Below are 24,553 nucleotides of genomic sequence, written 5' to 3'. Positions count from 1 at the left end.
ACGCAAGATTTAATCTAAACTAACCTCAACTCGGGATTAGCTTATGAAAAAATATGTTTAAAAAGCTCCTTTGTCTTTTAAATTTTAAGTTGAAAATAAAAACCAAATTAACAAAGGAACTAATGTTGATGTTAAATTAGTCGGCCCTGAAATATTATTTTTGAATAAATTTATTGAATGGATCTTTTTTTACAATATTTATGGTTTAGCAGGCGCTCTATTTTTCCTACCCAAGATATAGGTATAACTGGTTTTGGATTAAGAATTTTAATTATATAGGTTTTAATTTATGTGATTGTGAGTGTGTTAAGAATAACTTTCTTGTAATCAGTCGTAGGTTATGAGCAATAGCACATAAAATAACGTTAAGTTTATCTCCTATATAGTGTCGTCATAAGAAGTTAGCCCATAGATGGATACATCTAATTTGGACAGCTGCCAAGAATGATGCTGTGTTTTTTGCATACCTAGTGGAGATTCCTCTCCATTGCTTAATTTTGAGAAACATATTTTCAACAAGATGTCGGAATTTATATAGATTTTTGTCAAAATCACGCTTTATTTTTCTGTTTTTTTTGGGAGGGATAACAGGAACAATACCTTTTTCTCTAGCATATTTAATGATTTTATCGGTATCATAGGCTCGGTCTGCTAACAAATGCTTTGGAGTTATCCCTTCAATAAGATATGTAGATTGGCTACAATCAGCTCTGGTACCTTCTGTGATAATAGCTCTGACCGGCATACCAGACGCATCCACGGCCAAATGTAGCTTCGTATTAAGCCCCCTTTTGTTCGACTCATAAATTGGTTTCCTCCTTTCGCACCCGTTCCATGCATATGTACTTTTATATAAGTAGAATCAATCATAAGCCATTTAAAATCAGGATTATTAATTAGTCTCTCTAAGATCCTTTCCCATATACCATTATCTCTCCAGCGAGAAAATCTACGATGGGTGTTTTTCCAATCCCCATAGCTAGATGGAAGATCACGCCAAGGAGATCCTGTACGTAAAATCCAAAATACTGCATTAATAAACAGCCTATTATCTTTGGCAACAGCTCCCCAACCTCCTTGTTGACCTGGAAGTAGAGGTGATAAAATAGACCATACTTTGTCTGAAATATCATGACGGTGAATCCATTTAGACATCTTAGGAATATAATTGATCTTATTAATCTAAAAATATAATAAACGTGAGTTTCGGATTAGACTTATTGTAAACCAGTTGTATATATATTATCTATAGCCGGTTTTTTCTCTTTTAGTGAATAAGCTGTAATACCAGCTATTAAATTGACAATAAAATTAGGTATACTTCTATGCCTGGAGTGTTCTATCTGACTAATATTTTTAAGCTGATCGATAATGGTTTCAATGATAGATCTCTTTCGAAGCATTAGCCTATCCCAGATAGGCATGAAAGCATTTTTCATATTTTTTCTGATTTGAGTAATCAGTTCTATGCCTTTTCCCATAAGTTTTTCAAATAATTCTTTACTCAAGTAGCCTTTATCAGCAAATACTTTTCCGATCAAATTTTTACATAAGTTTTCTACTGGCCATCTATCATTGGACTTACCTGTAGTAAGAGAAAAATTCATAATTTCTCCTAAATCATTGACAATCAAGTTTAATTTGATTCCGTAAAACCATCCAGTAGTAGTTTTACCTTTACTAGCAATTGTCTTAAATACTTTATGAGCATAAGCTCTTTTTATATTACAAACCTTTATAGCGGTTGAATCCATAAAATAACAGCCTGTTCTCGTTTTAGAAAGACTTTGAAGAAAAAAAGTAAAATGGAACTACTGTTCTTTGAACTAGGGATATAAATCTACTATAGCTTACTAACTTGACAAAAGTCATTAGAATGAAATTGTTGTAAATGAATATAATACAACTTAAAATTTCTAAAGCCAATTACATGAAAAGCAATTAATATTGTCATTATTTCGCTCAAAATCAGTGAACATGTTCTAGTAGGTTTTCTATCTGAAGTAGGTAACAAATGTGATTCCATATAAGGCATAAATTTTATAAGAAATTCATCAACAGCGTAATATATTTCAACTAATTTTGATACATTCATATCCGGCTCCTTTGGTTTTTATGATTATTTTTCAATCCCACAAATTTAAAACACAAAGGAGCTTTTTATACTCTTTTCTTAATTTCTAATCCAAAACTGACGTTAATACGAACTACAAACCTAATATACAAAATATTTCATGACGACACTATCTAGAATACCTTTCAAATAGTTAACAGATAATTTACCATCGGATTTCATATGACCAATATGCGGTTCAATAGAAGATCTTCTTTTTATTAGCTTTTTTTAGTAGCAGGCGTTATTCCCCTTTTAGAACCACTTATAAATATATTACATTCACTAACAGGTATATTATTACCCCGGTAGGCTTTATCTACAAAAGCATACTTTACTTTGGTACCAGATAATTGCTCGGCTTGTAATAAACTCTTCTGCAAAGTATGGCCATCGTAAGCATTAGGATGTATTGCTTCTGTTGAAACAATTAAACCTTTTTTATGCGTTACTGTAAATTGTACCTTGCAACCAAACTCATAAGGATGTTTAGACTTACCTTTACTTACACAGTAGACGGATGGTTCATGGATGCTATAAATTTTATCTTTACTTTTTTTGTATTGGTTTATAAGTTTTTTACTTATAGATAGTAGATTGGTAAATTGATTCCGTATTAGATCATCAGAGGATTGTATAGAACGTTCTACATCTCTGACTACTCTACCAAGATAGGTTTTTAATGTTTTAATGCCTTTAGATAAACGTTTATACTGTTTAGCATGAGCATAGCAATCAACTTTACGTTTGATAGATAGACCTAAACGCTGATAAGTTTGACGCAGTTTAATACCTGTTTTCTTGGCTATACTGACCAATTTTTCTCTGGATTTATTAAGCAAAGAAGAGTCAGTTGGGTAACGGATATTTTTCTCCATTACAGTAGTATCAGCTATAACTTTTTCAAGTTCTTTTCGGGTCAGTACTTTTTTTTTAGCGCTAAGTCTATAGTCATAGATAAAATCTTATTGAGACCTTCTTGACCTAATCTATGGCGCCAACGGGTCAATGAACTGGGGTTACAAGGCATCTTAAACTGAAAATAATCATATCCACAAAAGTATTGCCAATAAGGGTTTTCTACCCATCTAACCACTACTTGTTCATCAGAAATATTATACATATGACTGATAATGAGAAGACCTATAATTAAACGAATAGGCAAAGGAGGTTGACCAGGTCCATAGCTAAAACCGCGGTCTAAATCTGATGATAAGGAGTGAAAAGGAATCGAATCAGATAACTGGAATAATGGATGTTTCGGGTTGAGAAAACTAGATAAGCGTTGCTCAAACAAACGCTCAAGGCTATTATTTATTTTCTTAGATTTCATCCTTATTTTGCAAGCTTTTTATACAAAACAACCTAAAAACTGGTTATTAACCATATATAAATTTAACCATTTATTTGCTGATTAACAAATAATTATATGGTATTTCAGGGCCGACTAGATAAGCGTTGCTCAAACAGATGAGCAAGACTATTATTTATTATAGCCTATCTTATTGTCTATAATTTATACAATAGATTGAATATCAGAGTTAGATAAGCCAGTAAGAATCGTAATCTCTTCCATAGAGTAGCCTTTTAGAAGCATAGCCCTAGCTATAGAAAGAGCTTTCTCTTTTTCTCCCTCTTGTCTACCTTTTTGTTCACCTTCTCTTCTATATTTTTCTACTGTATTGGCTTCTATTCTCAACCATTTCAAGTGATCTTCATAAGCCATTCTTTCTTCATCCGTCAAGTTTAGCGTATCTAAAACGTGTAATGCTTTTTTCAGGGTATGGATGGCCAACGGTCCTGGTAAGTTATCCTTATTCAGCAAATCATGACGCGTAAGAAAGGCAGTCCAAATATCTAAAGAAGTTTTGATCTTTTTCAATAAACTATTTAGATCTTCCTCTGGATCTTTACTGAACTTGGTTAGCTCTATAGTATGTAACTCTAAATCCCTCAAATAGGGTAATCCCTTCTCTTGTTCTGTAATACGGAATATATTATGATACTTTGGATTATCTGTTATAGATACAAAGTTAAGTATATGAATACCTATCGCTTTATTTAACGTAGAATAATCCTGAGAAACCTTTAATTGATCTGTATACAACTTAGCCCAATAATACAAAGCTCGTTTATCATAATCTGCTTCATCAGTAATTTGGATTTCTATATTAAACCTTTTTCCTGTTTCACTAATTGCTTTAATATCTAGGATAGATAGTTTATCTGTTCTAAAGTTTTTTGGGTTATAAGGGTTTAATAGCGTAACATCTACTACTTGATCTTCTTTTGAAACCGTTGCGTTTATCAAAGCAATCAATAGATCTTTATTTTCCTCTACTCCAAATATTTTTTTAAAGGCTAAATCTACTTTGGGCGTAATCTTTTCCATAAATCACTTTTATCTATTGGTTAATCAGCATAGCTATATACTATATTATGCTGCTTTATCTTTAAGTTGTTCGCATGATGGATTAAACATTTCTTCTAATCCATAACTTGCTAAATTTCTATAGATAAAATAAAAACCTATACGAATCACAGAAATAATAAAATAAATATATTTATATTTGTTTTGCTACTCAAGGGGCTTATTTATTTTCATCATATCCATCAGTTTATTGATATCTTGTATGATGTTTGATGTCGATAACGCATTATTTTCACTTTTTGCTTCGTTTAAATATGATTCTAAATCACGTTGCCCTATTTTCCCACTTGTGTTGTTTATATCATCGTTGATTTGCTTATAAAACTGAATAACCCTCCAGCATGAACCGTGTTCCTTCTTTACTATAACTTTTAGGTCCCTTAATTTTTCTTTTTGTTCATCTGTCAACTGACCATCATTATCTTTTTTACGTATGTCTATTATCATATTTATACGATCTTCTATTGTCTTTAGCATCTTGTCAATACCCAATTTTTTTATATCGGGTATATGTTTATGTACATTCGCTACATTTGATTGAAAATCTAACGTAAACAATTTTATAGGTTCTATAGCCTCTCTTTTTGAGCTTGGCCTGATATTTGGTATTTGTTTTGCTTCTGTTTTCTCAAGAATGATTGATCTACTTGAACATTGAACCGCTTCACCATTATCTGCATGATGCTTAGCCATTGTCGATGTACTATGTGATTCCACTCTCTTTTCTCTATGATCTAATGATCCTAGTTTGGTGAGGCATTCTTTCAAACAGGCTTCCATTTCAAACGCCTCTTGCATCGTTATATCTATAGTTTTTAAGATAGCTTGGTCTTTTAATTTATTTTGCTGGCATGCTTGGTGGTTATTTAATATGCGATCACTATGCATTGGTTTTTTAGTACTTTTAAATTTAGAGGGGATCGTTTCTTTACATGAACGTCCTGTTAAAAGTAGTGTAGCACAACAAAAGAGGGCCTTCCTTAATAAACATTTCATTATAGTTTTTATTTTGTTTTTAGTATACTAACTCGTTCGCTTCTTTTCCCCATTACAATTCTGTAGTCTGCTCTTCATTTATCTCTGCATAGATATGTTCTTCAGGCTGCTCTTTACCTATGGTTGCATAGGAATGATCTTGCATATGCCTATCTTTATTTATCTGGTTATCTTTTATATTTGCATCAATAGGCTCTGCATAGATCGCTTCCTTTTTGTTGTTGTCCGATGGTACTGCATCGATAGGATTGTTATAGGTTCCATCAAATGGTGGATTTGGTATAGATGACATCCCTTGGGATAATAGCCTTCGTACTGCTTGAGAATTACTTTCTAGTTTCTTAAAGGCATCTTCTAGCGCAGCGAGTTTCTCAATCGTTTCTTGTTTTTTTTCTGGGCTAGATATAATGGAGCTATACGCGCTATCTGGTTGTAGTGCTTTTTGATGAGATGACGATAGAGTCTTCGATGTACACGCATTGCCATTTAGTATTAGCACGGAGCTACTGGTTAGCAACCATTTTACCGTATGGGTTGTTTTGTTTTTTATGAATTGCATATGGGTGTTTTTTTTATTTCTAGGTAATTGCTGTTAATTTGATTAATTAATCGGATTAAGATTAAGTGTTGTGGTATTGAAAATGGTACGCAAATTCTGATTTATATCCAAATATATGATAGGGCTTATTTCTATTTTTTTCTAGATCGGTTTATTGTATTTCATGAGGATAGCATAGAGGAGTAACTACAGCCATTTGGGATATCACTGAAAATGTTTTTTTTTCCATCTTCTATGTGACCAAAGCCAACAGTCTGGATTTCGCAGAATATCTGCTTCGAGCTTTTTAGTATAACGTTCTGCAATCTCTTGAACCGGTAGTTGGGCAGGTGTTTCTGCTAATAATATAGGTCTTACTCGATATTTTCCCCGTTTGCTTCGCTCTGTTTGAATGTAAAAAATGGGATGGTTATACTTTTGGGCCAATTTGGCAGCAGTTAAGGTAACAGTGGTCGGTTGGGCTAAGAAGGTAGTATTGCAACTGTTTCGTTTATGAAGTGGAGCTTGGTCTATTAAAAGTGTAGTAGCCTGAGGAGGTCCTTTGTAGGTAGTCAGATGTCTGAATAGGGAAACCATAGGCATGGCTTTTCGTTGAAAACGGCTTCTTATATGCAGTGCCATACGATCTATGCCTTTATGGTGCAAGGGTTGATAGCCTGCATGTATGGTATAAGATGTCTGTAATGCAAGGAGGTTTGCAGCCCATTCCCAATTGCCAAAATGACCCGAAACCAATATAATCGATCGATTTCGCTTATAGAATTGTTCTATAGCTTCTATATCCTCAAGGGTAATGTGTTGTAAAAGCTGTTGAGACGTTATCGTGCAAGCTTTTATTTGTTCTAATAGTAGATCACATAGAGATCGGTAAAATCGTTTTTCTATTTGTTTACGTTCATGAACCGTTTTAGTAGGAAAGGCATGCATTAAATTTTGTACGACTACTTTTTTTCTATAACGGATCAGGTAGTAGACTATTATATAGCATAAATCTGATAAACAATACAATAGAGAAAGCGGTAAAAAAGAAAGTAGATAACATAAAGCGTATACAATAGACATGCCCAAAGGGAAAATTTTGGAAAGTAATTATCCGTTAATCAAATAACCTCAATTCTGGATAGGGGTTAGCAATTAAAAAAATTTAAATTTTTTTGTGTTTTAAATTTGAAAATGAAAAGAATAAACAAATTACCGAGGAAACTGATCATGAATATATCAAAATTAGTTAAAATATACGGTATTTCAATTTCATATAGACAAATAGCAGAATTATGTCTGCTGATGAACAAAATGGATTAAAGAGTTAAATTATAGGATAATGCATAGAAGCAAATTATATTTATCATATTTTTAATGCTTAAACCTTTTTTCAACCAAAAACCAATGACGATACCTTCCTTACCTAAGGATTACAATTTTTTAGAACGAGAAAAACATTGGCAGCGCTTTTGGGAAGCAAAAGCCTTATATAGCTGGGACCCCACATTACCTCGTGCAGATACTTTTGTCGTAGACACTCCCCCCCCTACTATTTCTGGGCAACTGCACATAGGCCATATTTGTAGCTATACACAAGCAGATTTTATGGTCCGATTTCAACGCATGTTGGGTAAAAATATTTTTTATCCCATGGGATTTGATGACAACGGTTTACCTACGGAACGATTGGTAGAAAAACAAAAAGGGGTCCGTGCAGCCCATATGGATAGAGCTACTTTTATAAAATTATGTGAGGAAGTAGTCGTTGAGGAGGAAGAAAAGTTTAGACGTATTTTTAAATCCATAGCCCTTTCTGTTGACTGGAGCTTAGAATATCAGACCATTAGTCCACTTTCTCGTAAGCTTGCACAGCTTTCTTTTTTAGCACTTTTTGAAAAAGGTGCGCTATACCGTAGGGCACAGCCTATGTGGTGGGATCCAGTAGATGGTACCGCTTTGGCACAAGCTGATATGGAAGACAAAACGCGCATGGCCTATATGAATGACATTCTATTTGTTCATGAAACAACTCAAACACCTCTTCCTATTGCTACTACTCGACCAGAATTGTTGCCAGCTTGCGTCGCTGTATTTTACCATCCGGATGACTTGCGTTACCAACATTTAGCCCATACCTATGCGATTACGCCTATATTTAATATCAGGGTCCCTATTTTATCAGATGAACTGGTACAACCCAATAAGGGAACAGGTTTGGTAATGTGCTGCACCTTTGGAGACCAAACAGATGTAGTATGGTGGAAAAAACATCAACTCCCTACTGCCATTATTTTGAATAAACAAGGTAGGATAACCCATGCTGGTCCATTAGAAGGGTTAAAAGTAACAACAGCGCGTGAAAAAATTATTCAAATCTTAAAAGAACAGGCACTTTTGGTCAAACAAACTGCCATACATCAATCTGTAAAATGCGCAGAACGTTCTGGTGCGCCTTTAGAAATCCTTACTACCCCCCAATGGTTTGTACGAACCATTGAGCATAAAGCAGCCCTTTTAGCTAAGATCAATCAACTAAAATGGCATCCTGCTGCGATGCAGCATAGACTGGAAGAGTGGATCAATGGTATTGCTTGGGATTGGTGCATTAGCCGTCAACGTTATTTTGGCGTTCCTTTTCCTGTTTGGTATTCTAAAAGATCTGGTGAAGAAGGGAAAATATTGCTACCCAGATTAGACGAATTACCTGTAGATCCACTTGAGAATCTACCCATGCGCTATACAAGGGAAGAGGTAGAACCAGACTATGATGTAATGGATACTTGGGCAACCAGTAGTATTTCGCCACAGCTTTCTTCCCATGCGATTCATAAAGACTTCAGTGTAGACTATAAGAGGCATCAGCAGTTGTTTCCAATGGATTTGCGGCCTCAAGCCCATGAAATTATACGTACTTGGGCTTTTTATACTTTACTCAAGTCTCATTTGCATGAAGACAGTCTTCCTTGGAAAAACATTATGATCAATGGATGGTGCCTGGCGCCAGACAAACAAAAAATGTCTAAATCTAAAGGCAATGTGCTCCTTCCTGAAAAGTTGTTGGAAACATATGGGGCTGATGTAACCCGCTATTGGGCCGCCAATGCCCGTTTGGGAGTAGATACTTGCTACTCTGACCATGTGATGAAAAATGGGAAACGGCTGGTTACTAAATTGTGGAATGCTGGTAAGTTCCTCTTGAGCCATTTTGATAAAGTAGATGCATTACATCAGCCACTGTCGTTTAATCTATTAAAAATTACCCATACCTTAGATCAATGGCTCTTGCAATCACTAGCCGCCTTGACTGAAAAGGTCTATCTACATTGGCTGGCCTATCGGTATGCAGAGGCTATAGAGTGCGTAGAAAAATTCTTTTGGTCTGTTTTTTGTGATGATTATATCGAAATTAGTAAAACTAGGGTCTACGATACCACGGAGCAAGATAATCAAGGTCAGATTAGTGCCATTATAACCCTTTACCATGTCTTTTATGGTCTATTACAACTTTTTGCACCTATTTTGCCCCACATTACGGAAGAACTTTCCCATGGACTTTATCCACACAAAGGCTCTATACACCAAAGAGGCAATTGGCCTAAATGGCCATTAGAGCTTTCTTTAAGTCAAATGCAGCTGGATCAAGTAGCGCACCTTAGAGAAATCATTAGATTGGTACGCAAAGCCAAAGCAGATGGTAAGCTTTCTATAAAAGCGCCAATCCAGTTACTAACCATTCGGGGTATGGCTTTAGAAGAAGATTTAAAGAAAGAGCTAAAAGCCGTTACAACTGCTACAGACATAGTATTTAGTGATGCAATATTGGATCATACGGGCCTACAAGTAGTAGGCAAACAATGTATGATATGGATCATCTGGAGCTAACCAATCTATAGCTGATTCCTCTATGTCACCTCAAGGTTTATATGTACCGCAACCAACCTATACCATTGATCTCAATACAAGAAAACAGTCATGCAGCCATCTATCTGCATATTCCATTTTGTAAACAAGCATGCCACTATTGTGCCTTTCATTTTAGCACAAATTTAAAGCTTAAATCATTGGTAATAACAAGTATGCTTAAAGAAATTAAGCTGCGTCAGAATGATTTACAAGGTATGCCCATTACCAGCATTTATTTTGGGGGAGGTACGCCTTCTTTATTGTCCCTTCCAGAAATAGACCAACTATTGAATCAACTGGTACTATATTTTCCTATAGCGCCATCAGCAGAGGTTACTTTAGAGGCAAATCCTGATGACATCACTTTAGAAAAATTGCAAGGATGGCACCATATGGGTATCAATAGACTTAGTATAGGGATACAGTCTTTTAATGATACTGTATTGCGTTATATGAATAGAGCTCATACGGGTGCAATGGCACAAAGAAGTATAGCATGGGCACGTGCTGCTGGTTTTAATAATTTAAACATAGACCTTATGTATGGGCTTTCTGTTACTACTACACAGGATTGGTCTGCCGACTTAAGGCAAGTCCTACTGCTGGAACCAGAGCATATTTCTGCCTATTGTTTAACCATTAAACCCAAAACCGTATTAGGTTATTGGCATCAAAAAGGCATTATGGTTGAAGCAGATGAAACACTAACGGTAGAACAGTTTGAGTGGACAGTAGAAACTTTATGTAAACAGGGATATCTGCACTATGAAATTTCTAATTTCTGCAAGCCGGAAAGATATTCTAGACACAATACTAACTACTGGAAATCAGGTCCATATATAGGTATAGGACCTGGTGCACATAGCTATAATCGGTTACAAAGACAATCGAATATTGACCATAATGCACTTTATGTTAAGGCGATTGAATATGGAAAGCTTCCCTATACCGAAGAAATATTAACAATTGCTAATCATGTAAATGAATACATTATGACCAATATTAGAACCTGCTGGGGATGTGATTTTGATTGGATTTATAAAAAATATGCTATTGACTTGATGTATATACAAAAAGATTATTTAAAAAAAATTATACTACGTGGATTGGGCTATATGAACGACCATACACTTTATTTAACAAATAGTGGTAAATTGCTAGCGGATCAAATAGCTAGTGATCTTTTTGTGGAGGATTGATGGTTGAGATGGCATCATCAATCTAATTTTTATCGTTAGATCAATAAGGGTAATATTCATTTTCAATGCGCACTTATTCTAGAATTTTAGATTACGCAGGGCCTTGGAGAAGATGCGCTTTGTATTATTTTTTTGCCATCCTGCTGTCCATTTTTTTTGGATTAGCTACCTATGGTTTAGTGATTCCTTTGCTTAAAATACTATTTAACCAAGAAGAGTTAAACCGTTTATTGCTGGATCAGCAATGTTTCCCAAAACCATACCTCGATATACATTATTTAACCAAATTATTTAATTATTGCTTTATAAGCATCATTATACATCAAGGTAAAATACATGCACTTTTTTGGTTGGCATTTTTATTTATGTTGTCTAACGCAATTAGTGGGTTTTTCAGGTATATAGCAGATGTTACCATGGCTAAAATACGGATAAATCTGGTGCATAATTTACGTTTGGCACTCTTTAAACACATCTTAGTCCTGCCTACACAATACTTTACCCATCAAAAGAAAGGAGATCTAATAGCACGTATTACTGTTGATATTCAGGAAATAGAACATGTAATATCAGATACTTTACGGGTATTTTTAAAAGAACCGACTCAACTCTTTTGCTACATAGCTGTGCTATTTTACATATCGCCAAAACTTAGTCTATTTACCCTACTCTTTTTACCGATTGCTGGATGGGCCATAGCTGAAATTATACAATCCTTGCGTAAATGGACCGATCAAACCCAAAAATCACTGGGCAACTTAATGAATGTAACTGAAGAGACGATAAGCGGTATGCAGGTTATAAAAAATTTTGGGGCCCAGAAATATGCTGTTGATCAGTTTAAGAAAGAAGCGAAGTGGTATGTCGGTACCCATATAGGAGTAGCTAAAAAAAGCTATATGATTGTGCCTATATCTGCATCATTGAGTGTGGGAGCAGTTTCCATTATACTTGCCTACGGTGGCCATTTGCTTCTTTTAGATCGTAGCATGCTTACACCCAGTACCTTTATTGCATACATTATTATTTGTTCCCAAACACTTATACCTATTAAAATGCTTGCAAGATGTATCGGCCATATTCAAAGAGGTATGGCTGCTGGAAGACGTATTTTCGATTTACTAGATGAAAAATCTGAGTCGAAAAAAAATTTAAGAACCCATCCCGCTACTACATTCAAAAGTACGATCACTTTTAAGGATGTTTCTTTTGCTTATAAGGATGCAAAAAAGGTTTTACATCGGGTCAACTTTACGATTCAAAAAGGTGAAACAGTTGCATTGGTTGGTGCTTCTGGATCTGGGAAATCCACTCTTTTATCCCTGCTATCGGGCCTTTATCAGCCAAATCAAGGAGCTATTGAAATAGACGATCTACCTATTTCCCATATTAATGAACCATCGTTACATCGTTTAATAGGCATTGTTGCGCAAGAATCTATTTTATTTCACGATACAATCTTTAATAATATTACCCTCAATAGACCAGGATTTAGCAAGACAGAGGTGATAGAAGCGGCTCGAATAGCTTGTGCACACCATTTTATTATGAGTTTACCCCAAGCATATGATACCATTATTGGAGAAAATGGAAACAAACTCTCTGGTGGTCAAAAACAATGTATTTGTATTGCAAGAGCCATATTAGGCCATCCACCTATCTTAGTTTTAGATGAAGCAACTTCAGCTTTAGATACTGCTTCTGAACGAAGGCTACAACAAAGTCTTGAATTATTTATTAAAAATAAAACCTCTATTGTGGTAGCCCATAGGTTAAGTACCATTTGTCATGCTGATAAAATTATTGTATTAGAGCAAGGCGAAATAGTAGAAGAGGGTACTCCTGCAACGTTATTAACACAAGAAGGACTTTGTAAAAAATTATTTTTAGGGCAAAAACATTAAATAACCTAAACTCTGGATTATAGTTGTTGTAAACCAGTCGTCTATATTAGTTATAGAAGGTTTTCTCTCTTTTAGCCCATAAGCTGTAATACCAGCTATTAAATTGAGACCGTTGCAATAGGTTTTTAGATTTTAGTATAAAAAAGTAATTGTTAATTTTATTAAAAGTTTAACTTGTAATTATTGTTTAGGTTTTGTAATAAAAATTTTATGATATTATTATGTCAATCAAAGTGAGCGGTCAGTTAAGTTTATCAGATATATCAGCTAGTCGTCGTAAATGCAAGCATACCTTTTTTGATCAAATCAATAATCTGATTAACTGGTCATTAGTAGAAAAAGAACTGCGTATTTATTATCCTAAAGGTTTACGTTTATCAGGCAAGCCTGCTTATAGTCCCCTTCTTTTGTTTAAAATGCTATTGCTTGAGCAGTGGTATGGGTTGAGCGATTACCAAGTCGAAGAGGAAGTAAATGATCGTATTACTTTTAGCAGGTTTTGTGGTATATCGATGGATAATTCCGTACCAGATCATAGTGTATTAAGCAGATTTAGGACTGCTCTTACAGAAAAGAAAGCTTTAGATAGATTGTTGAAAATCATAAATGATCAACTATCTAACCATGGTGTTCTGGTTCAGCATGGTGCAGTTATTGACGCCTCTATCACCCCTACTCCTAGACGTCCCAAAGGTAAAAAGAGCTATGATTTGCGTGAGGATGGTACTATATCGGTATCCCATAGTTATCAAAAAGGGGTAGATCAAGAAGCTAGTTGGACCAAAAAAGGTCATGATCTTTACTATGGCTATAAACGCCATGTCCTTGTAGAAAGTAAAGAAGGTTTAGTGCTGGCAGTCACGACTACAAAAGCATCTAGTCATGATGGTGCCCATTTACCTATATTATTGGATAAAGTATCTCTAAAAGACAGGAAGCAGGCTCTATGGAGATAAAGGCTATAGCGGTTTGCCCAACGAAACTTTACTAAAAAACAAGAAATTAAAATCAGCTATTCAAAAGAAAGGTAATAGAAATCATCCCTTATCACCTGCTGCTAAACGGTTTAATAAATTTGTATCTAAGACGCGCTATAAAGTAGAAAGAGTATTTGGAAGTATTAAGAGGTGGTTCCGTAGTTCAGGAGCTAGGTATATAGGCCTTGATAAAACCCATAAGCAACATGTTATGGAATCTATAGCCTATAATTTATATAGAGCTCCAAATATCATTTTAAAGGGTTTTTAGGGGGATGGTATATCTAAAATATACAAATATTAACTTGAAAATCAATAAATAATGAAATTTATGCATCCTTAACCATAAAAACTACAAAAAATACAACTACAACCTTATCAAAAATTATAATAACTATCTATAACAACGGTCTCATAATGCTACTGTTCCTAATCAACTCAAGAAACCAACACAAAAGCCAACTATGATATGGGTATCTCGTCTATTTTATGGTATTCATGAACTGCACCTGAAATTTAAAAGGTATATAAAAAAGTATGTAATTAACTTAAAGAAGGTAACTAAACAGATTATAAACGTCAGTTTTGGATTAGAAATTAAGAAAAGAGTATAAAAAGCTCCTTTGTGTTTTAAATTTGTGGGATTGAAAAATAATCATAAAAACCAAAGGAGCCGGATATGAATGTATCAAAATTAGTTGAAATATATTACGCTGTTGATGAATTTCTTATAAAATTTATGCCTTATATGGAATCATATTTGTTACCTACTTCAGATAGAAAACCTACTAGAACATGTTCACTGACTTTGAGCGAAATAATGACAATATTAATTGCTTTTCATGTAATTGGCTTTAGAAATTTTAAGTTGTATTATATTCATTTACAACAATTTCATTCTAATGACTTTTGCAAGTTAGTAAGCTATAGTAGATTTATATCCCTAGTTCAAAGAACAGTAGTTCCATTTTACTTTTTTTCTCAAAGTCTTTCTAAAACGAGAACAGGCTGTTATTTTATGGATTCAACCGCTATAAAGGTTTGTAATATAAAAAGAGCTTATGCTCATAAAGTATTTAAGACAATTGCTAGTAAAGGTAAAACTACTACTGGATGGTTTTACGGAATCAAATTAAACTTGATTGTCAAATGATTTAGGAGAAATTATGAATTTTTCTCTTACTACAGGTAAGTCCAATGATAGATGGCCAGTAGAAAACTTATGTAAAAATTTGATCGGAAAAGTATTTGCTGATAAAGGCTACTTGAGTAAAGAATTATTTGAAAAACTTATGGGAAAAGGCATAGAACTGATTACTCAAATCAGAAAAAATATGAAAAATGCTTTCATGCCTATCTGGGATAGGCTAATGCTTCGAAAGAGATCTATCATTGAAACCATTATCGATCAGCTTAAAAATATTAGTCAGATAGAACACTCCAGGCATAGAAGTATACCTAATTTTATTGTCAATTTAATAGCTGGTATTACAGCTTATTCACTAAAAGAGAAAAAACCGGCTATAGATAATATATATACAACTGGTTTACAATAAGTCTAATCCGAAACTCACGTTATAACTACATTATCAATACTTCTTCCTTTGCCATTCATAGGGATCTCTATTTAAAAAAGTATTTGTAGATTTGCATGAGGCATCATATATACAGCATGGATATTTTACTTTGCAACCCAACCGTAGCAGTCTAAGAAATTTTGAATAGCTCATATACAACAGCTATTTTACATTCATTAATTTTTATTTTAATCTTGCAGATCAACGATTTTATAGCACTATACCAAAAACAAAAAGTAGTTACCAAACTTACAGACTACCTAAAAGAAGATCCAAAAGATAAAGCCCTCCATCTATATGGCATACAAGGCAGCTTGGATGCTGTATTAATTGCCGCGCTGCACCAAAGTTCTGCCCATTTACAATTAGTGGTAGTTGAAGATAAAGAAGAAGCACTGGCTATGTATGGAGACTTAAAAAACTTATTGCCCAGCTGCTCTGTGCTGCGCTTACCCAGTTTAGAAGAACATAAGGATAAGTATAAAACGATTCAACAGAAACGATCGGCCATCATAGATGCTATAAACGAAAGCAAATTTGCACCATTGATCGTCACACATATCGCCGCACTGCTGGAAAAGATCTTAGACCCATCTCTAGTAGCCACTATGTCTTACAAGATAGCAGTAAATCAAACGCTGTCGATGCAAAGCTTGGAAAGCATGCTTAAACAAAAAGGATTTATAAAGGTAGATTTTGTATACCACACAGGTCAATTTGCCATACGTGGTGGCATTATTGATATATATACGGTCAACCAATCATTCCCTTATCGAATAGAACTATGGGGAGATCAAGTTTCCACCATCCGTATTTTTGATCCCAAAGACCAAAAATCTTTTAAACAAACCAATGTGGCAACGATTGTATCCAACCCAGAAACGAGAACGGAAAAACCATTGCGCTACACTTCTTTTGCAGCTTGTTTACCAACAGGTAGCTCCATTTGGCTAAAAAACAAAGCAAAAATACTGGCACAGCCATCTGGCCCAGATATTCCATCAGGCCCTTCCCATAGTCTAGAAACAATAGAAAGTTTTACAGCATCTATGCTACCCTTTCATCAAATTTTATTTGGATCGGTCACATCTGTTATAGGAGATAACGATCTTACACTACACTACAATACTGAAAAACAACCTCATTTTCAAAAAAAATTTAACCTTCTAGCAGCTGACCTCAATAAAAGAAATCAGCAAAACTACCATGTATGTATTACAGCTGCTTCTGAAGGGCAACTTGCACGACTGAAAACTATTTTAGCAGACACCTCTCCTACAACAACTTTTACACCATTGTTGGTCAGTTTACGGGAAGGGTACATAGATCATACAGGCAAAATAGTCTGCTATAGTGATCATGAAATTTTTAATAGATACTATAGGTACCAACCACCCAAATCCCATGCTACAACAGAAGCTTTACTAGCCGATGCATGCAGGAAACTAGAAATTGGTGATTATGTGGTGCATAGTGACTATGGCATTGGCCGATTTTCTGGCTTACATGCCTTAAACATCCATACACAGAAGCAAGAAGCCATCCGACTGATTTATAAAAACAATGATATAGTCTACGTAAACGTACACGAACTATACAAGATCAGCAAATATACTAGCAAGGATGGCACAACACCTCATATGCATACATTAGGGACCGCTGCCTGGCAACGTAAAAAAAACAGTGTTAAAAAACAGATCAAAGACATTGCCAAGGAACTCATTACACTCTATGCAGAACGAAAAAAAACGAAAGGGTTTGCTTTTGGCAAAAATAGTGTACTAGATGGTGCACTAGCGGCTTCTTTCTGCTATGAAGAAACGCCCGATCAAGCTATAGCCATTGATGCAGTAAAGGAAGACATGGAACGCCCCACCCCTATGGATCGACTGGTGTGTGGCGATGTAGGATTTGGGAAAACAGAAATAGCCATTCGTGCAGCTTTTAAAGCAGCAGCAGATGGCAAGCAAGTGGCTGTACTGGTGCCCACTACTATTTTAGCACTACAACACTATAACGCTTTTATCAACAGACTCGCTGATTTACCCGTTCACGTTGGCTACATCAACCGGTTTAAAACCAAACAAGAAATTCAGCAAACGCTTGCCGATACGGCTTCTGGCAAGGTGGATATTCTTATTGGTACACACAAACTGCTGACGAATAGTGTACAATTTAAAGATTTAGGGTTGTTGATTATTGACGAGGAACAAAAATTTGGTGTAAGTGCGAAAGAAAAATTGAAAAAAATTCGTTTGAATGTAGACACACTCACCTTAACGGCTACACCTATTCCACGCACCCTTCATTTTTCACTGATGGGCGCTAGAGATTTAAGTATACTGCGTACCCCTCCTAACCATAGACTGGCTATCCAAACAAAGGTGCACCGCTTCGATTTTAAAATCATCCAAGCAGCCATAGAAGATGAAATGGCCCGTGGAGGACAAATTTTTTTTGTACACAATAGGGTAAGCAATATCGAGACTATAGCACAAAATTTATCAGACTTATTGCCAACCGCACGCATCTGTATAGCCCATGGTCAAATGGCCGGATCTATGCTAGAGGAAAAAATACTACAGTTTATGGTAGGCCGGTACGACATACTAGTAGCCACCAATATTATAGAATCTGGAATGGATATACCTAATGTAAATACCATTATCATCAATGATAGCCATCTTTTTGGCCTTGCTGATTTACATCAAATGCGTGGAAGAGTAGGTCGTTCTAATGTGCAAGCTTTTTGCTATTTATTGATTCCTGAAGATACAACCCTTAGGCCAGAAGCAAAATTACGACTAGCTGCATTAGAAGAATGTTCTGCATTAGGAGATGGCTTTAAACTGGCTATGAGGGATCTAGACATACGTGGCGCAGGGGATCTACTAGGTGCAGCACAAAGTGGCTTTATATCAGATATTGGTTTTGATACGTATTGTAAAATACTAGAAGAAACAGTAGAAGAGGTAAAACATACTGATTTTCAAACATTGTTTCCCCAAGAAACCAAAAGGGTATACAACGAATGCTCCGTTGAAACAGACTGTGAAGCACTTTTACCACCTGAATATGTGGCTAGTACAACGCAACGGATCACACTTTACACCAGGCTTAATGGGCTTAAAAACATCGATCAATTAACTGAATTTAAAGAAGAGTTAATCGATAGATTTGGTCCATTACCTAGCGCTACAGAAACTTTATTGGAAACCGTACAACTGCGATGGGAAGCAGAACGAATTGGATTTCAAAAAATTTCATTTAAAGGCCAATGCCTATATTGCTACTTAGGAGCTGATTTTCATAAAATGAATTTGAATATGTGGGAAAATATTATGGACTATATGCAACAACATCCAGCTTATTGCCAGCTAAAAAAAATGGGTCAAAACTTGATACTGACGCTTACTGCAGATTTGGATAGTGTCCTTTCAGCAAGAAATCTACTGGCCACTATAGCCATTCCTTAAAATTATAGTAGACTGAAAAAGATAAAAATCAATCATTCTATTGCCCCTATAATTTGGATTGTCTACTTTACACATGGATAGAAGAATTTTTAAAGCATGAAAAGCCCTACAACTGATTCAAAAGCAGTCTACCTTCCTTCTGATGCCATTCAAAGAAGAGCCTACATTGCATCATTGGATGAATATCTAAAAATATATAACGCCTCCGTTAAGGATCCAGCGAAGTTTTGGGAAAAAGTAGCTACAGCGTTTTTTTGGAAAACGAAACCAGCGGGTCCATTTCTTAACTATAATTTTGACCCAAACGAGGGAAATATTTTTATAAAATGGATGGAAGGTGCTACCACCAACATTTGCTATAACCTAGTAGACAAACCCATTCAGGATGGCTATGGAGATAAGATCGCCTATTATTGGGAAGGAAATGAGCCAGGTGAACAAAAGCAAATCACCTATCAAGCCCTGCTAAAGGCTATTTGTAAATGTGCCAATGTTTTAAAGGATCGGGGGATAAAAAAAGGAGACCGGGTAGCCATTTATATGCCGAATACGATAGAGGCCATAGTAGCTATGTTAAGTTGTGCGCGGATTGGTGCGGTCCATGTTGTTGTTTTTGCAGGATTCTCAGCAAACGCACTAGCAGAACGAATCATAGCGGCACAAGCAAAACTCTTGATAACCGCTGATGGAACATTTCGGGGCACAAAGTTTATTGCCCTCAAATCAATTGCAACCCAAGCATTGATACAATGTAAGGCAGCTGCTCACCCACTGAACCATTGTATCGTGTTGAATCGCTTGCAAACTACCCAACACATACCTGAGATTCCTTGGGATGACGCTATAGATTGCGCTTGGGAGAAATTGATGGCTGCTGCCTCAGAAGTATGTACACCTGAATGGGTGGATGGCGAAGATCCCCTATTTATACTTTATACAAGTGGTTCCACTGGCAAACCAAAAGGGATACTCCATACAACAGCCGGATACCTGTTATATACTGCAACGGTATTTAAATATGCCTTTGACTACCATCCAGAAGATATATTTTTCTGTTCTGGAGATTTAGGCTGGATTACAGGTCATACTTTTAATGTTTATGGTGCACTGGCCTGTAAAAGCACTTCTGTTGTATTTGACGGTATTCCAACTTATCCAGACGGAGGGCGCTTCTGGGATTTGATTGATCGGTATAAGGTAACGACATTTTATACAGCTCCTACAGCGATTCGAACCCTTATGCAACTGCCCGTTTCATATGTAACAAAATATAATAGAGCCTCCTTGCGCATACTGGGTTCAGTGGGTGAACCGATTGATCCTTCATCCTGGCGCTGGTTTTACGAAGTAGTGGGATCAAGTCGCTGTCCCATCATTGATACCTTTTGGCAGACAGAAACAGGCGCACCCATTATTTGCCCACTTCCTGGGTCTACACCATTGAAGCCTGGCTCTGCTACACTCCCTTTTTGGGGCATTGTGCCCACCATCGTTGATGAAGATGGTATTGAAATTATAGGTAGAGGAAAAGGCCATCTGGTGATCAAAAATCCCTGGCCAGGAATGGCACGGACCATTGATGGGGATCATCAGCGGTTTCAAGCCACCTATTTTGAGCCATACCATGGGTATTACTATACAGGCGATGGTGCAGAACGTGATGCAGATGGCTATTTTTGGATAACAGGTAGAACAGATGATATGCTGAATTGCTCCGGTCACTTGATATCAACCGCTGAAATTGAATCTGTATTGATGCAACATCCCTCAATAGCAGAAGTGGCTGCCGTCTCTGCCCTTCATGCTATAAAAGGTGAATCCATCCATTGTTTTATTGTCTTAAAACAGGAACAGCTATACAATCATGTAATGGAATCTGAGATCAAAGCCATCATTCGAAAGCAAATAGGGGCCTTTGCCGTTCCGGATCTGGTACAACCTGTACCGGCACTTCCTAAAGTGGGTTCTGGCAAAATAATGCGTCGACTGCTCAGAAAAATAGTACGAGAAGAAGTGCATTTAGGAGATACTTCCACACTAGTAGACCCCAATATTATTGATCAGATACGCGCACTTATTTTACATAAGGCCAAGACGCTGTAACGACCCCATAGGGGCAATCCTATCTATTTTGTATTTTTGTATAGCTTTTAGCAAATTTTCATCTATCCTACTCAAAAGACTTGGATAGATTATTATATAGCAACATGACCCTATACAGATGGAACAAAACACATTTATCTCTAAAAATTATTCTGCTGAAAAAAGCCTACCTAAACCGCTTGGTACGCACAATTCTCAGTTGCCTAGAAAGCTATATATAGAAAGCTACGGCTGTCAAATGAACTTTTCTGATAGTGAAATCGTGGCTTCTATTATGGCCCAACAAGGCTTTATTTTTACAAATCAGCATCATGAAGCAGACCTTATTCTGATCAACACATGTGCCATTCGGGATAAAGCAGAACAAACCATCCGCAATAGGCTATTGCTTTTTAACCAACAAAAAATAAACCAACCAGATCTTATTGTAGGTATATTAGGGTGTATGGCAGAACGGCTTAAAACGCAATTACTAGAAGAAGAAAAAGTAGTTGATTTGGTAGTAGGTCCAGATGGCTACAGAGATCTTCCCCGACTTATTAGTCAAGTAGATCAAGGGTATAAAGCAGTCAATACTTTTCTATCTAAAGAAGAAACCTATGCCGATATTGCCCCTATTCGCTTACACTCCAGTGGGGTAACCGCTTTTATCTCTATTATGAGAGGGTGCAACAATATGTGCTCTTTTTGTATTGTTCCCTTTACCCGAGGGCGCGAAAGAAGTAGAGATCCCTATTCTATAGTCCAAGAAGCCAAAAAATTATTTGAAATAGGCTATAAGGAGATTACGCTTCTAGGACAAAATGTAGACTCCTATAGCTGGCATCCATCTCTCGCATCAGCTACTGACCCACTATTGAATAGAACCAACGATCAGGTGATCCACTTTTCCCAATTACTAGCTATGGTGGCTGAAATTGACCCCACCTTAAGGGTACGTTTTTCTACCTCTCATCCCAAGGATATGAGCGATGAAGTGTTGTATACCATGAAACGTTATCCCAATATCTGTAAGCACATTCACCTTCCTGTGCAAAGTGGCAATAGCCGCATCTTAGCGCTCATGAACCGCACCTATGATCGAACATGGTATCTTGAAAGAATTCAGGCCATTAGAACTATTTTAGGTCCATCTTGTGCCATTTCCTCTGATATGATTGCAGGATTTTGCTCCGAAACAGAAGAAGAACATAACGATACACTCTCTTTAATGGATGAGGTTCAATATGACTTTTCTTTTATGTTTTATTATTCCCAGCGTCCAGGTACATTGGCGGCTAGAAAATACCCAGACGATGTATCAGAAACCATCAAAAAGCGTAGATTAAGTGAAATTATAGCCAAGCAACGTGCACAGGCCTTAATGCACAATCAAAAAAGTATAGATCAAGTTTACGAAGTGTTGATTGAAAAACGTTCCAAGAAATCGGAAGCATTTTTGCAAGGTAGAACCAGTCAAAATAAGATTGTTGTCTTCCCTACAGGGAACTATACAATAGGTAATTATGTAAATGTACAGATTACAAATTGCAATGCAGCTACTTTATTTGGCACAGTAGTATCTCTATAAGATTATGAAAGAAGATCTTCAATACATCAAGCAACGGTTTAATATTATTGGCAATGCACCATTGTTGAATAGAGCGGTTGAGGTAGCCATACAGGTAGCTTCTACTGACTTATCTGTTTTAATTATGGGTGAAAGTGGTACTGGAAAAGAATCTTTTTCAAAAATTATTCATGGACTCAGTCCCTTCCGACATGGTAAATTTATAGCTATTAACTGTGGAGCCATTCCAGAAGGCACAATAGACGCTGAACTTTTTGGCCATGAAAAAGGTTCCTTTACAGGTGCATTAGAAAGCCGAAAAGGCTACTTTGAAGAAGCCAATGGGGGTACCATCTTTCTAGATGAAATAGGTGAAATGCCTTTGGGGACCCAAACCAGACTTTTACGGGTATTAGAATATGGAGAATATATAAAAGTAGGTGGCGCTAGTGTACAAAAAACCAAAGTGCGTGTAGTGGCTGCTACCCATGTAGACTTAGTCCATGCCATTCAACAGCGTAAATTTCGAGAAGACTTGTATTACAGACTCAATACTGTTCCCATTACCATACCCCCTCTCCGTGAACGAGGTGCAGATATTATACAATTGTTTCACAAATTTTCTAGTGATTTTGCTATCAAGTATCGCACTAAACCAATAGAAATCAGTACAGAAGCAAAAGATATTTTATGTACCTACCCATTTCCAGGTAATATCCGTCAATTAAAAAATATTGTAGAACAAATGGCACTTCTTGAAGAAGTAGTAATGGTCACACCAGAGGTATTGGCAAAGTATTTACCAAAAGTACAAAACCATACCTTACCGGTACTTTATAAAAAATGGAACAATAATGAGCTACTTGAAAAAGAATATATTTATCCTATTTTATTTGATTTGAAAAGAGATATCGCAGAATTAAAAGCGTTACTATTTAATTTAATGGGGTCTGGTGCTATAAATCACCCTATTATAAAAGAAGACACACGCCTATTCAGCACCCATAGTGACGCAAAAAATATAGCCAAACAGATCCATCTATTAGAAATAGCACAATCTTTTAAAGAAGATCGCCTAAATTGCACAGACGCATCCCATAAAACAGAAAACCTATCCATTGAAGCCCAAGAACAGGCTTTAATTCGTAGATCCCTGCAAAAAAACCATGGAAATCGTAAAAATGCAGCTGATGATTTAGGGATTTCTGAAAGAACGCTTTATCGAAAAATTAAACAATATGAGATTGAAGAGTTCAATGTTAAACCGTAACCTATACTTTCTATTTAGCCTATTTTGGCTGCATGGTTGTGGTCTTTTTACTTTCTCAGGGGTTTCACTCCCTGGTGATATACAAACTTTTTCTATTCAGGAGTTTTATACAGAGACATCAGATGGACCAACAGATTTACCAAAAAAGCTTACTGAAGCACTTGAATCAAAGATATTACGGCTAACGTCCTTAACCAAACAAGATAAAGATGGTGACATCCAGTACGAAGGGGTGATTAAGTCCTTTTCATATCGTACAACTTTCAGTACCAAAAGCGAGGATAAAGATAATCCTAAAGAAATACAACGCCTAACCATAACCGTAGAAGTTTCCTTCATCAATCCTTCTGATGAAACATCCTCTTTTAATAAAAAATCATTTTCAGCCAGTGCTGATATGCTTTCTACTGAAAATCATAATGAAAAAGAAAATCAATTGATTAAAGAAATCTTCCGTCAACTAGTGGATGATATTTGTAACAAATCCATAGATAATTGGTAAACTTTAAACTGT

Annotated in this window: 13 protein-coding genes and 6 pseudogenes; 11 read left to right on the top strand and 8 right to left on the bottom strand. The window is 36.1% G+C overall.

What is annotated here, in order from left to right; all coding sequences use genetic code 11:
* Positions 1-170: 170 nt before the first annotated feature.
* The 8 genes and pseudogenes from CHV_RS05835 to CHV_RS01180 all read right to left on the bottom strand — a co-directional run.
* Positions 171-382 (bottom strand): annotated as a pseudogene (locus CHV_RS05835) (IS5-like element ISCca5 family transposase); the annotation flags it as partial.
* Positions 383-391: 9 nt separating this feature from the next.
* Positions 392-1,155, bottom strand: a protein-coding gene (locus tag CHV_RS05130) for an IS5 family transposase (protein WP_130721316.1) whose coding sequence is annotated in 2 segments (ribosomal slippage) — positions 392-783 and positions 783-1,155 — 765 coding nt in all. Because the reading frame shifts where the segments join, the coding sequence is not laid out codon by codon here.
* Between the two features lie 62 nt (positions 1,156-1,217).
* A pseudogene (locus CHV_RS01205) lies at positions 1,218-2,095 on the bottom strand (IS982-like element ISCca4 family transposase).
* Positions 2,096-2,248: 153 nt separating this feature from the next.
* A pseudogene (locus CHV_RS05125) lies at positions 2,249-3,446 on the bottom strand (IS5-like element ISCca5 family transposase); the annotation flags it as partial.
* A 183-nt stretch (positions 3,447-3,629) separates the two neighbouring features.
* The gene (locus CHV_RS01195) at positions 3,630-4,505 is read right to left on the bottom strand and encodes an Rpn family recombination-promoting nuclease/putative transposase (RefSeq protein WP_034576556.1); all 876 of its coding nucleotides are present in this window, start codon (positions 4,503-4,505) and stop codon (positions 3,630-3,632) included.
* Between the two features lie 186 nt (positions 4,506-4,691).
* Positions 4,692-5,540, bottom strand: coding sequence for a hypothetical protein (locus CHV_RS01190; protein ID WP_034576555.1), 849 nt, complete (start codon positions 5,538-5,540; stop codon positions 4,692-4,694).
* Between the two features lie 52 nt (positions 5,541-5,592).
* Positions 5,593-6,099 carry a hypothetical protein gene (locus tag CHV_RS01185; RefSeq protein WP_034576553.1) on the bottom strand — a complete coding sequence of 169 codons (507 nt, stop codon included), beginning with the start codon at positions 6,097-6,099 and terminating at the stop codon, positions 5,593-5,595.
* Positions 6,100-6,303: 204 nt separating this feature from the next.
* A complete protein-coding gene (locus tag CHV_RS01180) occupies positions 6,304-7,161 on the bottom strand; it encodes a lysophospholipid acyltransferase family protein (RefSeq protein WP_034576551.1) in 858 nt (285 codons plus the stop codon).
* Positions 7,162-7,485: 324 nt separating this feature from the next.
* On the opposite strand from CHV_RS01180, the gene CHV_RS01175 reads away from it, so the two are divergent.
* The 11 genes and pseudogenes from CHV_RS01175 (at position 7,486) to lptE (ending at position 24,541) form a co-directional block, all read left to right on the top strand.
* Positions 7,486-9,963: a valine--tRNA ligase gene (locus tag CHV_RS01175; RefSeq protein ID WP_051602123.1), complete on the top strand. Its 2,478-nt coding sequence runs from the start codon at positions 7,486-7,488 to the stop codon at positions 9,961-9,963.
* Positions 9,964-10,004: 41 nt separating this feature from the next.
* Positions 10,005-11,183, top strand: a complete 1,179-nt coding sequence (gene hemW, locus CHV_RS01170) for a radical SAM family heme chaperone HemW (RefSeq protein ID WP_051602122.1) — start codon at positions 10,005-10,007, stop codon at positions 11,181-11,183.
* Positions 11,184-11,248: 65 nt separating this feature from the next.
* Positions 11,249-13,087 carry an ABC transporter ATP-binding protein gene (locus tag CHV_RS01165; protein WP_034576549.1) on the top strand — a complete coding sequence of 613 codons (1,839 nt, stop codon included), beginning with the start codon at positions 11,249-11,251 and terminating at the stop codon, positions 13,085-13,087.
* Between the two features lie 280 nt (positions 13,088-13,367).
* Positions 13,368-14,335: pseudogene (locus CHV_RS01160) on the top strand (IS5-like element ISCca7 family transposase).
* A 142-nt stretch (positions 14,336-14,477) separates the two neighbouring features.
* A pseudogene (locus CHV_RS05830) lies at positions 14,478-14,678 on the top strand (IS1634 family transposase); the annotation flags it as partial.
* Positions 14,679-14,743: 65 nt separating this feature from the next.
* A pseudogene (locus tag CHV_RS05120) lies at positions 14,744-15,620 on the top strand (IS982-like element ISCca4 family transposase).
* Between the two features lie 161 nt (positions 15,621-15,781).
* The gene (gene mfd / locus CHV_RS01145; protein WP_130721394.1) at positions 15,782-19,117 is read left to right on the top strand and encodes a transcription-repair coupling factor; all 3,336 of its coding nucleotides are present in this window, start codon (positions 15,782-15,784) and stop codon (positions 19,115-19,117) included.
* 96 nt (positions 19,118-19,213) lie between these two features.
* Complete coding sequence (gene acs / locus CHV_RS01140) at positions 19,214-21,220, top strand: acetate--CoA ligase (protein ID WP_034576544.1); 2,007 nt, start codon at positions 19,214-19,216, stop codon at positions 21,218-21,220.
* Between the two features lie 118 nt (positions 21,221-21,338).
* Positions 21,339-22,790 carry a tRNA (N6-isopentenyl adenosine(37)-C2)-methylthiotransferase MiaB gene (gene miaB, locus CHV_RS01135; protein WP_420888354.1) on the top strand — a complete coding sequence of 484 codons (1,452 nt, stop codon included), beginning with the start codon at positions 21,339-21,341 and terminating at the stop codon, positions 22,788-22,790.
* Positions 22,791-22,794: 4 nt separating this feature from the next.
* Complete coding sequence (locus CHV_RS01130) at positions 22,795-24,039, top strand: sigma-54 interaction domain-containing protein (RefSeq protein WP_034576539.1); 1,245 nt, start codon at positions 22,795-22,797, stop codon at positions 24,037-24,039.
* Positions 24,026-24,541: an LPS assembly lipoprotein LptE gene (gene lptE, locus CHV_RS01125; RefSeq protein ID WP_034576536.1), complete on the top strand. Its 516-nt coding sequence runs from the start codon at positions 24,026-24,028 to the stop codon at positions 24,539-24,541. Before CHV_RS01130 ends, lptE begins: the two co-directional genes overlap by 14 nt.
* The last annotated feature ends 12 nt before the right edge of the window (positions 24,542-24,553 follow it).

It is taken from the genome of Cardinium endosymbiont cBtQ1 of Bemisia tabaci (assembly GCF_000689375.1).
Lineage (GTDB): Bacteria > Bacteroidota > Bacteroidia > Cytophagales > Amoebophilaceae > Cardinium.
The sequence above is the reverse complement of the archived record's forward strand: the minus strand, read 5'-3'. Positions and strand labels throughout refer to the sequence as shown.

Coding starts and splice junctions, on each gene's coding strand:
- CHV_RS01190 (WP_034576555.1), bottom strand. CDS start 5,540: ATGAAATGTTTATTAAGGAAGGCCCTCTTTTGTTGTGCTACACTACTT.
- miaB (WP_420888354.1), top strand. CDS start 21,339: ATGGAACAAAACACATTTATCTCTAAAAATTATTCTGCTGAAAAAAGC.
- acs (WP_034576544.1), top strand. CDS start 19,214: ATGAAAAGCCCTACAACTGATTCAAAAGCAGTCTACCTTCCTTCTGAT.
- CHV_RS01130 (WP_034576539.1), top strand. CDS start 22,795: ATGAAAGAAGATCTTCAATACATCAAGCAACGGTTTAATATTATTGGC.
- CHV_RS01180 (WP_034576551.1), bottom strand. CDS start 7,161: ATGTCTATTGTATACGCTTTATGTTATCTACTTTCTTTTTTACCGCTT.
- CHV_RS01195 (WP_034576556.1), bottom strand. CDS start 4,505: ATGGAAAAGATTACGCCCAAAGTAGATTTAGCCTTTAAAAAAATATTT.
- lptE (WP_034576536.1), top strand. CDS start 24,026: ATGTTAAACCGTAACCTATACTTTCTATTTAGCCTATTTTGGCTGCAT.
- CHV_RS01185 (WP_034576553.1), bottom strand. CDS start 6,099: ATGCAATTCATAAAAAACAAAACAACCCATACGGTAAAATGGTTGCTA.
- hemW (WP_051602122.1), top strand. CDS start 10,005: ATGTACCGCAACCAACCTATACCATTGATCTCAATACAAGAAAACAGT.
- CHV_RS01165 (WP_034576549.1), top strand. CDS start 11,249: ATGCGCACTTATTCTAGAATTTTAGATTACGCAGGGCCTTGGAGAAGA.
- CHV_RS01175 (WP_051602123.1), top strand. CDS start 7,486: ATGACGATACCTTCCTTACCTAAGGATTACAATTTTTTAGAACGAGAA.